Origin of the sequence: Hallella multisaccharivorax DSM 17128, from assembly GCF_000218235.1 — a bacterium.
Taxonomy (GTDB): Bacteria; Bacteroidota; Bacteroidia; order Bacteroidales; family Bacteroidaceae; genus Prevotella; species Prevotella multisaccharivorax.
On record NZ_GL945017.1, the window covers coordinates 2,206,904 to 2,219,823 of the forward strand.

General features: G+C 49.8%; 11 protein-coding genes. 9 read left to right on the forward strand and 2 right to left on the reverse strand.

The features are described 5' to 3' along the window. Nucleotides 1-20 precede the first annotated feature (20 nt). The 8 genes from PREMU_RS09550 (at nucleotide 21) to PREMU_RS09585 (ending at nucleotide 9,748) form a co-directional block, all read left to right on the forward strand. A complete protein-coding gene (locus tag PREMU_RS09550; protein ID WP_007574882.1) occupies nucleotides 21-479 on the forward strand; it encodes a hotdog family protein in 459 nt (152 codons plus the stop codon). Beyond that, nucleotides 476-871, forward strand: a complete 396-nt coding sequence (locus tag PREMU_RS14180) for an ApeI family dehydratase (protein WP_007574883.1) — start codon at nucleotides 476-478, stop codon at nucleotides 869-871. The genes PREMU_RS09550 and PREMU_RS14180 overlap by 4 nt, the downstream gene beginning before the upstream one ends. Nucleotides 872-987: 116 nt before the next feature. Then, on the forward strand, nucleotides 988-2,883 hold the full coding sequence (locus tag PREMU_RS09560) for a 2-oxoacid:acceptor oxidoreductase subunit alpha (protein WP_007574885.1): 1,896 nt from the start codon (nucleotides 988-990) through the stop codon (nucleotides 2,881-2,883). A gap of 34 nt (nucleotides 2,884-2,917) precedes the next feature. Then, nucleotides 2,918-3,922 carry a 2-oxoacid:ferredoxin oxidoreductase subunit beta gene (locus tag PREMU_RS09565; RefSeq protein ID WP_040558893.1) on the forward strand — a complete coding sequence of 335 codons (1,005 nt, stop codon included), beginning with the start codon at nucleotides 2,918-2,920 and terminating at the stop codon, nucleotides 3,920-3,922. Between the two features lie 205 nt (nucleotides 3,923-4,127). After that, entirely contained in the window at nucleotides 4,128-6,608 is a 2,481-nt protein-coding gene (locus tag PREMU_RS09570; RefSeq protein WP_223918642.1) for a mechanosensitive ion channel family protein, read from the forward strand. A 27-nt stretch (nucleotides 6,609-6,635) separates the two neighbouring features. Further along, nucleotides 6,636-7,412 carry a 3-deoxy-8-phosphooctulonate synthase gene (kdsA, locus tag PREMU_RS09575; RefSeq protein ID WP_007574896.1) on the forward strand — a complete coding sequence of 259 codons (777 nt, stop codon included), beginning with the start codon at nucleotides 6,636-6,638 and terminating at the stop codon, nucleotides 7,410-7,412. 63 nt (nucleotides 7,413-7,475) lie between these two features. Then, a complete protein-coding gene (locus PREMU_RS09580) occupies nucleotides 7,476-8,459 on the forward strand; it encodes a KpsF/GutQ family sugar-phosphate isomerase (RefSeq protein WP_007574900.1) in 984 nt (327 codons plus the stop codon). A gap of 17 nt (nucleotides 8,460-8,476) precedes the next feature. After that, nucleotides 8,477-9,748 (forward strand): phospholipase D-like domain-containing protein, encoded by a 1,272-nt coding sequence (locus PREMU_RS09585; protein ID WP_007574901.1) that lies wholly within the window; start codon nucleotides 8,477-8,479, stop codon nucleotides 9,746-9,748. 21 nt (nucleotides 9,749-9,769) lie between these two features. Here PREMU_RS09585 and PREMU_RS09590 read toward each other — a convergent pair whose 3' ends face one another. Continuing rightward, nucleotides 9,770-10,720, reverse strand: coding sequence for a LuxR C-terminal-related transcriptional regulator (locus PREMU_RS09590; protein WP_040558241.1), 951 nt, complete (start codon nucleotides 10,718-10,720; stop codon nucleotides 9,770-9,772). A gap of 23 nt (nucleotides 10,721-10,743) precedes the next feature. Next, on the reverse strand, nucleotides 10,744-11,919 hold the full coding sequence (locus PREMU_RS09595; protein ID WP_007574905.1) for a transglycosylase SLT domain-containing protein: 1,176 nt from the start codon (nucleotides 11,917-11,919) through the stop codon (nucleotides 10,744-10,746). A gap of 138 nt (nucleotides 11,920-12,057) precedes the next feature. Between PREMU_RS09595 and hisG the strand changes: the two genes are divergently transcribed. Then, a complete protein-coding gene (gene hisG, locus PREMU_RS09600; protein WP_007574907.1) occupies nucleotides 12,058-12,909 on the forward strand; it encodes an ATP phosphoribosyltransferase in 852 nt (283 codons plus the stop codon). Nucleotides 12,910-12,920: the final 11 nt, after the last annotated feature.

Consider the following 12,920-nt stretch of genomic DNA (forward strand, 5'->3'; position numbering starts at 1 on the left):
GGACTGATACAAACATGAAAATGGACTATTCACACCCTACTTCCGACTTCGTTGAACACATCGATATCCACACCCTGCTGCCCCAGCAGGAGCCCTTCGTCATGGTAGATACCCTTACCTATTACGACAGCACCACCGTAAAAACCCGTACAAGCCTCAAAGCTGATAATGTCTTCATGCACGATAACGACTTAGCAACCGCGGGGATGATAGAGAACATTGCGCAGACCTGTGCCGCAAGAATCGGCTATGTCAACAATTACATTCTCCGAAAAGGCGGGCAGATCGGCGTCATCGCAAACGTAAGAAAGCTGAAGGTTTTTGGTCATCCGCATGTAGGATCCATGATTGAAACAACGGTCAGCATCCAAGCCGAGGCGTTAGGTATGACGCTTGCAAACGCCACCATTGAGGAAAACGGCAAACTACTTGCCAAAACACAAATCAAATTGGCCATAAACGAAGCGAGACCGCTATGATGAACATCTTGAAAAACCTGCTCTATAAGATAGACAGCAACGAAGCGAGCCACGACAACACCATCTTCCATATTGCCCTGATCAAAGACAGTTGGATTTACCGTGCCCACTTCCCTGGCAATCCAGTCACGCCGGGAGTATGCATCGTGCAGACCGCCCTTGAGCTGCTTGAACAAATCATTAATTGTGAGCTTGAGATAACGGAAGTGAAAGACATAAGATTCCTACACATCCTTTCGCCTGTGGCCTGCCCTAAAGTGGACTTTGTTTTCACAACCATCATTAACACCGGAGGAGACATCAGCACAATGGTGAATGTAATGAAAAATAACACCACTTTCGCGCAACTCTCCTTCACAGCAAGAAACATCCCAAACAAAGAAGCGAAATAACCCATACATGATAACGAAACGAATAAAAGAGGTATAAAAATAGTAACAATTTATTTGTAGTTTAGAAAACTTACCTTACCTTTGCCACATAAAACAGAAAACTAAAGTAATCTATTATGTCCGATGAAATTGAAGTAAAAGAGCTCAGCGACGTCGTTGTGCGCTTCTCAGGTGACTCTGGCGACGGCATGCAGCTTGCAGGCAACATCTTCTCCACCATCTCAGCGACGGTGGGGAATGGTATTTCCACCTTCCCCGACTATCCTGCCGACATCCGTGCCCCGCAGGGATCGCTGACCGGCGTGAGTGGCTTCCAAGTACATATCGGCGAAGGCAAAGTCTTCACGCCGGGCGACGAGTGTGACGTGCTCGTAGCTATGAACGCTGCTGCCCTGAAGACCCAGTACAAATACGCCAAGCCAACAGCAACCATCATCATCGATACCGACTCTTTTGGACCCAAAGACCTCAGCAAGGCACAGTTCAAAACCGACGACTACCTCCAGGAAATGGGCATCGATCCCGATCGTGTGGTAGCCTGCCCCATCACCAAGATGGTGAAGGAATGTCTCAAGGATGAGGACATGGACAACAAGAGCATTCTCAAATGCCGCAACATGTTCGCCCTGGGACTGGTGTGCTGGCTCTTCAACCGCGATCTCGAACTGGTCAACAATTTCCTCCATGAGAAGTTTGCCAAGAAGCCGGCCGTGGCGGAAGCCAACATCAAAGTGGTGAAAGCCGGCCACGACTACGGTGCCAACACCCACGCCTCCACGCCTTTCACGACCTACCGTATTGAGACCAAACAGAAAGAGCCTGGCCGATATATGGACATTACGGGCAACAAAGCCACAGCCTATGGCCTCATCGCCGCTGCCGAGAAAGCGGGCCTGAAGCTCTATCTCGGCTCCTACCCCATTACTCCCGCCACAGACATCCTGCACGAATTGTCGAAGCACAAGAGTCTCGGCGTTATCACCGTGCAGGCGGAAGATGAGATTTCAGCCTGTTCGTCGGCCATCGGCGCAGCTTTCGCCGGCGCGCTGGCCTGTACTTCCACTTCCGGCCCTGGCATCTGCCTGAAGAGCGAGGCCATGAACCTTGCCGTCATCGACGAGCTGCCCTTGGTCATCGTCGATGTACAGCGTGGCGGTCCCTCTACGGGTCTGCCCACGAAGAGTGAGCAGACCGACCTGCTTCAGGTGCTCTACGGCCGCAACGGCGAGAGCCCTATGCCCGTCATCGCCGCCACCAGCCCTACTGACTGCTTTGATGCCGCCTTCATGGCCGCGAAGATAGCACTGGAACACCTCACCCCCGTAGTGTTGCTCACCGACGCGTTCATCGCCAACGGCTCAGCAGCATGGAAACTCCCCGACATCAACACAATGCCGGAGATCCATCCACACTATGCGCCCGCTGACCAGAAATACAAATACACTCCTTACCTGCGCGACCCTGAGACCATGGCACGCTACTGGGCCATCCCTGGGCAAGAAGGCTATGAGCACATCCTCGGCGGCCTGGAAAAAGACGGTAAGACCGGTTCCATCTCCACAGAGCCCGATAATCACAATGTCATGGATCACCTGAGGTCGGAGAAAGTAGCACTTATCAATGTCCCTGACCTCAAAGTGGAGGGCGACAAGGATGATGCCGACCTGCTCATCGTAGGCTTCGGATCCACCTATGGCCACCTGCGCGCCACAATGAACCAACTGAGACAGAGAGGCAGAAAGGTGGCACTGGCACAATTCAAGTATGTCAATCCCTTGCCTAAGAATACGGCAGAAGTGCTTCTCCGCTATCCAAAAGTGGTGGTGGCGGAGCAGAACCTCGGACAGCTCGCGGCACTGCTCCGCATCCGGGTCAACGGTTTCACGCCCTATCAATACAATGAGGTAAAGGGACAGCCATTCAACGTCAGTGACTTGGTAGAGCATTTTGAACACCTTATCACTCATGAAGTGGACAACAGCGGCGACTATTTCAACAAATTAGTATTGTAAGGCCAAGAGTCCAATGGTTCAATCATATACAGCAATGGAATATACAGCAAGCGATTATAAGAAAGGCCAGCCCCGTTGGTGTCCAGGGTGTGGCGACCACAGCTTTTTAGCAAGCATGCAGAAAGCTATGGTAGAACTCGGAGTGGCACCTTACGAGACAGCTGTCATCAGCGGCATCGGTTGTTCAAGCCGTCTGCCTTACTACGTGAGCACCTATGCCATGCAAACGATCCACGGCCGCGCGGCTGCAGTGGCAACGGGAGCCAAGGTTGTCAATCCCACACTCACCATCTGGCAGATCAGTGGTGACGGCGACGGGCTCGCCATCGGAGGCAACCACTTCATCCACGCCATGAGGCGTAATATTGACCTCAACATAATCCTCCTCAACAACCGCATCTACGGGCTCACAAAAGGACAGTACTCCCCAACCTCACCGCGTGGCTTCGTTTCCAAGTCGTCACCCTATGGCACGGTGGAGGATCCTTTCCGTCCCGCAGAGCTGTGCTTCGGGGCAAGAGGACGATTCTTTGCCCGCTCGGTGGCATCCGACAGCCCAGAGACCATAAAGATTCTCAAGGCAGCCTGCCATCACAAGGGCGCCGCCGTGTGTGAGATCCTGCAAAACTGCATGATCTTCAACAACGGTGCCTACGACCCCATCTACACTCGGGAAGGGCGCAGCAAGCATGCCATCTATGTAGAGGACGGCAAGCCTCTCGTCTTCGGAGAGCACAACGAGTACGGCCTCGTCCAAGAAGGATTCGGGCTGAAAGTCGTTGAAATAGGCAAAGACGGTTACACCCTGGACGATATACTCGTTCACGACAGCCACAACCCAGACAACACCTTGCAGCTTAAGCTGGCCATGATGGACAACGAGCACGGCTTCCCTGTAGCTCTCGGAGTGATCAGAGATGTGGAGGCTCCCACTTATGAACAAGCTCTCAACGATCAGATAGAAGAAGTGAAAGCAAAGAAAAAATACCACAACTTCACGGAACTTCTTGAAACAAACGACATCTGGGAAGTGAAATAACCGACAAGAAATGTCATGCAGGAGCGACTCTTCAGAGCCGCTCCTGTTTTTATTGAATACCACCCCACTCAAACAAAACGGCAGCGGATGATTCAAAATATAAAAATAATGTGTAACTTTGCACGTAACTATTTAATTATTTCCGCAAGATATCGTGAACTCTCACAAGGCATATATTTTAGTTCTCTTTTTGTCGTTGATAGTGGTGCTTCCGACACATGCCGTCCTCAAGGAACGCAATATTGGGGGAACGCTGGCCATGCTCCGCATAGAGCTCACCCATTACCACAACAAGTTGGAGAAACAGTCGGGGGCCCAAAGGGAACAACGGGAGCAGGTGATGCAGCAGCTCATCGCCACGATGAACAACAGCCAGCAGAATGCCATCATGCTCTACTCGCAGAAGAGCGGCAATGTGTTCGATCTCACCTATGCGTGCCATGAGGCCACGGAACAATACAAGGGCTTCAAAGAGACCGTAGGTCCCTTCCGCACTTACGTGGAGGAAGTCAACACCGAGATAGCGCGCTACGACAGTCTCATCACCGATCTCAGCTCGATGTACGTCAACGCATTGACGCCTAAAGAGAACATCGACCGCAACGTTTGTCTTACGCTCGCTGTGAACATTCGCCGCACTCTCAACTACAATAAGCAGCAGAGCCAGCAATATATCAATATATACTACCATACAGAAGCACGCTTGAAAAGCCTCAATGACTATGCCAACAAGCGCTATGCCGAGATACAGGCAAGTATATTCACCAACAATGGCGAAAACTTCCTGACCATGCTGCGGAACTTTAAGCATGAGTTGAAGGAAACCGGTGAGACGGTAATTGAGAAATATAAGCCCACCAAGAATTTTCACTCAGACTGGGATAGCCGCATCATCATTCTCCTTTTAGCACTCATTCTATTCTACGGCATCATCGCCGCGGCACTCTCCTACCTCTTTATTGGCTTCATTGTAACACGGCTCATGAAGAAGAATAAAACCGACTTTATTCTCCATTTGCTTTTCGGCTCCGAAGGCGGCAACAAAGCCAAAGATAACTTCCGCGCCAAGCGATTCTGTATCATTCTCGCAGCCACTGTGATCACCTTCGCGGCTGTCGTGGGAATGGTGAAAGCCACAATTGAGCAGAACTTCCTCTCCATGGCTTCCGGACTGCTTGTAGAGTACGCATGGCTCATGGCAGTCGTCCTGCTGTCTCTCCTTATCCGTCTCGACGGCAAACAGATACGGCACGGACTTAGTATCTATATGCCTATCATGGTGATGTGCTTCATCGTGATCTTCTTCCGCATTGTGCTCATCCCCAATATCCTTACCGACCTCGTAATGCCACCTCTGCTTCTCATCTTTACCGTGTGGCAATGGATTGCACTAAGGAGAAATATCAAACTGTTGCCAGCCTCAGACACGTTTTATGCATGGGTATCGTTTATCGTATTCCTTGCCAGCGATGTAGCGTCAATGGTGGGCTATACCCTGCTGTCGGTAGAGTTTTTGATTTGGTGGACCATGCAACTCACTTGCATACTCACGATTGCCTGCGCCTCTGACCTGCTCAAACAATACGGCAATAACTCTAAACGCAAGTTCTTCGATGAGGACACTCCGGTGAGCCGTACATGGTTCTTCAGACTGATTTACACGGCTGTTCTTCCTATCCTCGGCACGGTGTCTATCCTCATCAGTATCTATTGGGCCGCTGACGTGTTCAATCTCAGCGACACCTCGCTCTCACTTTTCAACCGCCCATTGGTCAATACTGATAAGTTTGCCTTCAGCATCATGCGTGCTGTTCAAGCTGCCGCACTCTTTTTCATTGCCAAATACATCAACCATGTTTCCCTGCACACCCTGCACTACCAGCTTACCCTGCGGGAAGAGCGAAAGGCGGAAGAGGAAAAGCGTAAACCCAGTGCGCAGACGGTGGCCAGTCACACTGCTATATGGCGTAATCTCATACAAGTTGTCATCTGGGGCGCATGGTTACTCATTACGCTGACCATCTTCCACATCGACAATTCATGGATCGTCGCCATCTCCGCAGGCCTGTCCACCGGTATCGGATTCGCCATGAAGGATATTCTTGAAAATCTTTACTACGGCATCTCGCTGATGGCCGGACGCATCAAAGTGGGTGACTACATCTCCATTGACGGTACAAAGGGTACAGTTAGAAACATCAGCTACACATCTACCACGGTGGAAGCACTCGACGGATCAGTCATAGCCTATCAGAATTCGCAGCTCTTCTCAAAGAACTACAAGAACCTGACGCGCAACCATGGCAATGTTCTCTCCATCATTCCCGTTGGCGTATCTTACGGATCAAAAGTCCCGGAGGTTAAACAGATTATTGACGAGGCCGTTGTAAAGCTCAATAAGGCCGGATATATCAAGTACATCAAATCGGTACTTGCAGGCTTCGGCGATAATTCCATCGACTTCAAAATCCTGGCGTGGGTTGACTCGCGCAAACAGACCTACGCTGAAGGCGACATTATGGAGGCGGTCTACAATGCCTTTAACGACAAGCAGATAGAGATCCCATTTCCACAGCGTGACATTCACATCGTGTCGGATACAGCACATCTCGTCAAAGCCGAGCCGTCGAAAATACAGCATGCGGACTCGGAAAGTGAAGCTGAGGACATGATTGCAAAAAAGTAATGAAAAACTACGAAGCAATAGAAAAACATGACAATAGATAATAAGAAGACACTCATTGCAGGCCCCTGCGTCATCGAGTCAGAAGAACTCTTGGACATTGTCGCCAGCGAGCTTGTAGGGATTAACCGCCGTCTCGGCACCGACATCATCTTCAAAGCGAGTTTCGACAAAGCCAACCGCACAAGCCTGCACTCTTTCCGCGGCCCAGGAATAGATAAAGGTCTTCAGATGCTCTCTGACATAAAGTCAAAATATGGCTTGCGCCTCACCACCGACATTCACGAATCGTGGCAAGCAAAACCCGTAGGAGAGGTGGTCGACGTCATACAGATACCTGCCTTTCTATGCCGACAAACCGACCTGCTCGTGGAAGCAGCAAAAACTGGTAAGGTCGTCAACATCAAAAAAGCACAGTTCCTTTCAGGAAAAGACATGCGCTATCCCTATGAGAAAGCCATGGAAAGTGGGGCCAGCGAAGTATGGCTCACAGAGCGAGGTAACAGCTTCGGCTACAATAATCTTGTTGTCGACTTCCGCAATATCCCTGACATGAGAGAGATCACCTCAACCGTTATCATGGACTGTACTCACAGTGTGCAGCGCCCCTCTGCAGGCGAAGGCAAAACGGTTGGCGATCGTCGTTTTGTGCCGTCTATGGCTCTTGCCGCCAAGGCTTTTGGCGCAACAGGCTTTTTCTTCGAGGTACATCCAGATCCCGATAAAGGTCTTTCCGACGCCGCAAACATGTTAGAGCTCAACAAGCTTGAGCCGTTAATAAAAAAACTGATCAATGACTTCGACTGAGATGCGTTATCTTCCTGACAATGCCTATCGGTTCTTAAACCAATCCTCAAAAAAGAAAAAGGAATGCCAACAAATACTCCAGAGGAAAGACTGACACACGTTACAAGCTATGCGTCACAGTGCTTACACGATGAGGCACAGGCTATTCTCAAACTCCTACCACAGCTCGATAATAACTTCGAGAAAGCCGTAGAATTAATGTATCACTGCCATGGAAAAGTCATCGTGACAGGTGTAGGGAAGAGCGGCAACATTGGCGCAAAGATCGCAGCCACACTTGCTTCTACAGGCACACCGGCCTTTTTCATCAATCCTCTCGACGCCTATCACGGTGATCTTGGTGCAATGACATCTGACGATGTAGTGCTCGCCATCAGCAATTCCGGCCAAACCGATGAACTTCTGCGCTTCATCCCCATTCTTCTTCATATGCATGTGCCCATCATTGGCATGAGCCGTAACCCCGAGTCACTGCTTGCCAAATATTCCACTGTCCACGTGAAGGTCTTTGTAGACCATGAGGCATGCCCACTTAACCTGGCTCCGACAAGCTCCACGACGGCAGCTTTAGCTATGGGCGACGCACTGGCAGTAGCATTAATGCAGGTGAGAGATTTCAAGCCACGTGACTTTGCGCAGTTCCATCCTGGCGGCGAGCTGGGTAAACGCTTGCTGACAACTGCCGAAGACGTGATGCGCACCGATGACCTTCCCATCATTCCACAAGAGATGCACTTAGGCAAAGCCATCATCGAAGTGTCGAGAGGAAAGCTTGGACTCGGTGTGTCGCTCAACGAAGATCAGACAATAGCCGGCATCATTACCGACGGTGACATCCGGCGAGCCATGGAGCGGTGGCAAGCTGAGTTCTTCAATCACACAGTTGCCGACATCATGACACGGGAGCCGAAGACGGCCATGCCTACAACAAAAGTCTCGGAAATCCAACGAATCATGCACAAATATAAAATCCATTCCGTGCTGGTGCGTGATAGAGAAAAGCATCTTTTGGGCATTGTCGACAGCTACGCTTCTTCCATGCTCTGAATCTTCATAAGAGAACCATGAAGTCATTCAACAGGATAATCGTCGCTCTTTTCTTCATATTCATCACTTGTTTGTCACATGCTCAAAGCAGCGACTCCCTCATCGTACACTACCTTGAGCAGTGTGGTGTCAACTTTTCCCATAACAACAGCGTGACGCTGCTTATGAACGGACAGGAAAAATTCGACGACCTTTTCAAAGCCATCAGCCAGGCACGGTCATCGATCCACATGGAGTATTTCAATTTCCGCAACGATTCTATCAACCACGAGCTCATCACCCGCCTTGCTCAAAAGGTAAAGGAAGGCGTTGAAGTGCGTTTGCTTTTCGACGGTTTTGGAAACATCTCCAACAATAGTCCGATGCGTAGAAAAGACCTCAAAAGAATACGGGAGACGGGTATCGACATCAGAGAATTTAACCCCGTGAAGTTTCCCTGGCTTGACGATATTTGGAGTCGGGACCACCGGAAAATCGTGGTCATCGACGGTCTGGTCGCTTACACGGGGGGCATGAACGTGGCAGACTATTACATCAAGGGCACCAACAAGGTTGGGTCATGGCACGATATGCACTGCCGTATCCAAGGCTCTGAAGTCAATACCCTGCAAATGATCTTTCTCAAGATGTGGAACAAAGTCACCAAACAACATATTGGAGGAGACAAATATTTCAAGGGATATGACACTGATAACTATTTCCAGGGACTGAAACCAGACACCTGTAAGAGCGCTGGACATAAGACGGTAGGTATCATCAACCGTGAGCCACACACCTCAAATAAGATTATCCGCGAGTTCTACACCCATGCTATCCGCTACGCACAGGACAGCATCAAACTCATCAATCCCTATTTCACGCTTAATCACAAGATCAAGAGAGCACTGAAAGATGCCGTCAGACGTGGCGTAAAGGTTGAGATCATGCTGTCCGTGAGAAGCGATATACCGCTGACCCCTGATTGCGGTTTTTACAACGCTCACCAACTCATGAAACACGGATGCACCATTTGGATGTACAAGCCGGGCTTCCATCACACGAAAATCATAATGGTTGACGGAAAGTTCTGCACCGTGGGATCAGCCAATCTCAACGCCCGCAGCCTCTCATGGGACTATGAGGAGAATGCTGTCATTATTGATCCATGCACTACAAGACAGCTGGACCGCCTTTTTGATTCAGAGAAGAAAGACTCTTTCCTACTTACTCCCGCAACATGGAACCGATGGCGGACATGTGGTGACAAATTCCGCGGATGGTTCGCACACCTGCTGGCGCCATTTCTCTAAAGTAAGTAAAAAGCGTTCCCCTTACAGCTTCACGCTGCTGATATCCACTAATTTGTTGACAATGGCATAGATAGTCAGCCCAGCGGCAGAGTGGATCTGCAATTTCTTCGCGATATTACGCCGATGCGTGATGACGGTATTGACAGAGATAAAGAGATGCTCGGCAATCTCCTTGTTTGACATCCCCTGTACAAGGGAGATGATAACATCTTTCTCACGTTCGCTGAGAGCCCCATCCGATGCTTTCCCGATGATATTACTGATATTCATGCTCACATCACTTTGCCTCGACTTACGCTCCAACAGCCGGACGGCAGGAATGAATATCTGCTCCTCCACGGCAGCATGCTGCTGCAGCCATTCCTCACAGTTGTAGATATCGTAGAGAGTCGCCGTGAGCTGGTTGTTGCTCAGACCATCGGAAGGCAAGTATTTGATAATGATATTTTTCAACTCAGCCAACCTGCGGTCGGTGGCAGAGTGATGCTTGGAATACGTCTGAACATCATAACCATCGGGCTGTTCGCCACGCTCAAGTGCTTCCACATAAGGAAAGACCGTCTTCTCCTCATACTGCATGTGGCTTCTGATTGAATGCTCATATTCCTTATACAACTTGAGGATAAGCTTTGCCAGACTGTCCGTTTCATCAAGAGCCTCCTCTAATTCCCTGCGAATTGAAGGCAATTGAAAACCAAGGAAATATTCGTGGCTTGCCTTAAGGTAATGAAGCAATGTAGGGACAGAGATGTTAGAGGCATTCTCAAAATAATAGGATCCATTCACCGTAAAATTGACAACGGCAAGAAAAGTGTAGGTATCTACTTGCTCATCGCGGCAGACTTCTTCCACGGTCTTGTCGCCAAAGCCGAGGTTAATGCCGAACGAACCAAGACTCTGAAGCACAGCATAGTTGTCGCTAATAATATTGATGAGCTTGTCCTCAGGCTCATACATCTTCTGATCTTTCATAATTCACCATTGATAATAACCGTCTACAAGTGCCACCGATAACCCCTTTTAGCCCTTTGAGGAGTAGAGATAAATCCTGGTACGCCACCACCTCCTGCCACGCCACGGTATTGTGCCCAACGGTCTCGGATGCGAGTAACGTAATCCACAGTCTCCATGCCACGCATATAGCCATAGCGTACTACAGGGTCGTTGTAGTATTGTGGCTGTTGAAGTTTCAGCACAAACTCTGACACATCACCCCATCTTAGCGGGTCACGGCCGTGTTTCCGTGCCAAAGCCATGGCGTCACGCACGTGATTGGTACCACCGTTATAACTCGCGAGCTGATACCATACCCGCTCAGCGGCGGGTACGTCGGCGAAATGACCACCCAACTCCTGCATATATTTGGCCGATGCGGCGATGTTTTCCTCCGGACTGAAAAGCGAGGCCCGCGAGAGGCCCACATGGTCAGCCGTGCTTGGCATGATCTGCATCAGGCCACACGCACCCGCCCACGACCGGGCGTTAGGGTCAAAAGTTGATTCCTGATAACACTGCGCGGCCATGAGGCGCCAGTCAAGGCGCGCAAGGGGAGCATACATCATGAAATATTTGTCGTATCGCGAGATGATGCCCTTAGAGCGATCAAGCAATGGCGAGAAGATATGACGACGAACACTGGCTGTGGACAGCAGGAACGACTCCTCACGGCGAGTCGCTGCCACATACTCTTTCTTAAACCATGCATCAATACTTTTTGCCAGCTCCTGATTGCCGACATTCACAGCCCATCCATGCTTCAGCGAGTCCACCTTCACCCTGGTATAATCCACGCCCTTTACTGTATCGGGCAGCTGCAATGTCACGATATCGGCATCACCGGCCTTGATTTTGCGCACCACTTCGGCAGTATCTCTGCAGACATCCACACGAAGCGACACCCCTAACCTCTCCGCATACTTCTGACATAAAAGATATTGCAAGCCCATGCCATGTCCATGATAGTCATAATAAGTCTCGGGCCCCGAGAGCGTAGCAATGATCAACTCCCCATTACTTACAATGTCGTTAAGGCCAAAATTACTGTTTTGGGGAATTGAATCATTGACCAGCGGCGTGCCCCATGGCGTCATCTCCACGGTCTTCTTCTCTTGACAGGATGCCGAAAAAAGCAACGCAAAGAGTGTAATTATGCTGATAATATGAAACTTCATAAACTATTTAGGCACAAAATTACTAACTTTATTGGAGATATAGGCAAAAATGGGTACTTTTGCAAGGATTATTTGTAAAAGAGAATAGCAGAGAAGCAAATAAGACAGATATCAATATAGGACATTACATATTTAGCTATGCTAAGAATTGCCATCCAATCAAAAGGCCGTCTCTACGACGACAGCATGAATCTCCTCGCAGAGGCTGACATCAAAGTCAATCCCAGTAAGCGCACTCTTCTGGTCCAAAGCTCCAACTTCCCCTTGGAAGTACTCTTCCTGCGCGATGACGATATTCCCCAAAGTGTAGCCAGCGGTGTGGCCGACATCGGCATCGTGGGCGAAAACGAGTTTGAAGAGCGCCAGGAAGACGCACAGGTTATCGACCGCCTTGGTTTCTCCAAATGCCGCCTGTCGCTGGCTATACCAAAGAGCATCCATTACCAAGGGCTCGAGTGGTTCGACGGCAAGAAAATCGCCACGAGCTATCCTGGCATCCTGCGCAGATTTCTAAATAAAAACAACATACATGCCGACATACATGTCATCACCGGATCGGTAGAAATAAGCCCCGGCATTGGTCTTGCCGACGCTATCCTTGACATTGTCAGCAGCGGTTCAACGCTTGTCCACAACAACCTGAAAGAAGTGGAGACCATCATCCAAAGCGAGGCTCTGCTCATCGGCAACTGGCAGATGGATGAAGAAAAACACAACATTCTCAACGAGATGCTCTTCCGTTTCAAGGCGGTCAGGTCGGCACAAGACAAGAAGTACGTCATGATGAATGCGCCCAAGGACAAGATCGCCGATATCACGGCCGTACTGCCCGGCATCAAGAGCCCCACCATCATTCCACTCTCCGACCCTAACTGGTGCGCCATCCACACTGTGCTTGATGAGAAGCGGTTCTGGGAAATCATCAATAAACTCAAAGAGCTTGGCGCACAGGGCATCCTCGTGAGCCCTATTGAGAAAATGATATTATAAGTACACAACGA

Bases quoted from the DNA above. Each gene is read 5' to 3' on its own strand.
- PREMU_RS09550 (WP_007574882.1), top strand. From the start codon at position 21: ATGGACTATTCACACCCTACTTCCGACTTCGTTGAACACATCGATATC.
- PREMU_RS14180 (WP_007574883.1), top strand. From the start codon at position 476: ATGATGAACATCTTGAAAAACCTGCTCTATAAGATAGACAGCAACGAA.
- PREMU_RS09560 (WP_007574885.1), top strand. From the start codon at position 988: ATGTCCGATGAAATTGAAGTAAAAGAGCTCAGCGACGTCGTTGTGCGC.
- PREMU_RS09565 (WP_040558893.1), top strand. From the start codon at position 2,918: ATGGAATATACAGCAAGCGATTATAAGAAAGGCCAGCCCCGTTGGTGT.
- kdsA (WP_007574896.1), top strand. From the start codon at position 6,636: ATGACAATAGATAATAAGAAGACACTCATTGCAGGCCCCTGCGTCATC.
- PREMU_RS09580 (WP_007574900.1), top strand. From the start codon at position 7,476: ATGCCAACAAATACTCCAGAGGAAAGACTGACACACGTTACAAGCTAT.
- PREMU_RS09585 (WP_007574901.1), top strand. From the start codon at position 8,477: ATGAAGTCATTCAACAGGATAATCGTCGCTCTTTTCTTCATATTCATC.
- PREMU_RS09590 (WP_040558241.1), bottom strand. From the start codon at position 10,720: ATGAAAGATCAGAAGATGTATGAGCCTGAGGACAAGCTCATCAATATT.
- PREMU_RS09595 (WP_007574905.1), bottom strand. From the start codon at position 11,919: ATGAAGTTTCATATTATCAGCATAATTACACTCTTTGCGTTGCTTTTT.
- hisG (WP_007574907.1), top strand. From the start codon at position 12,058: ATGCTAAGAATTGCCATCCAATCAAAAGGCCGTCTCTACGACGACAGC.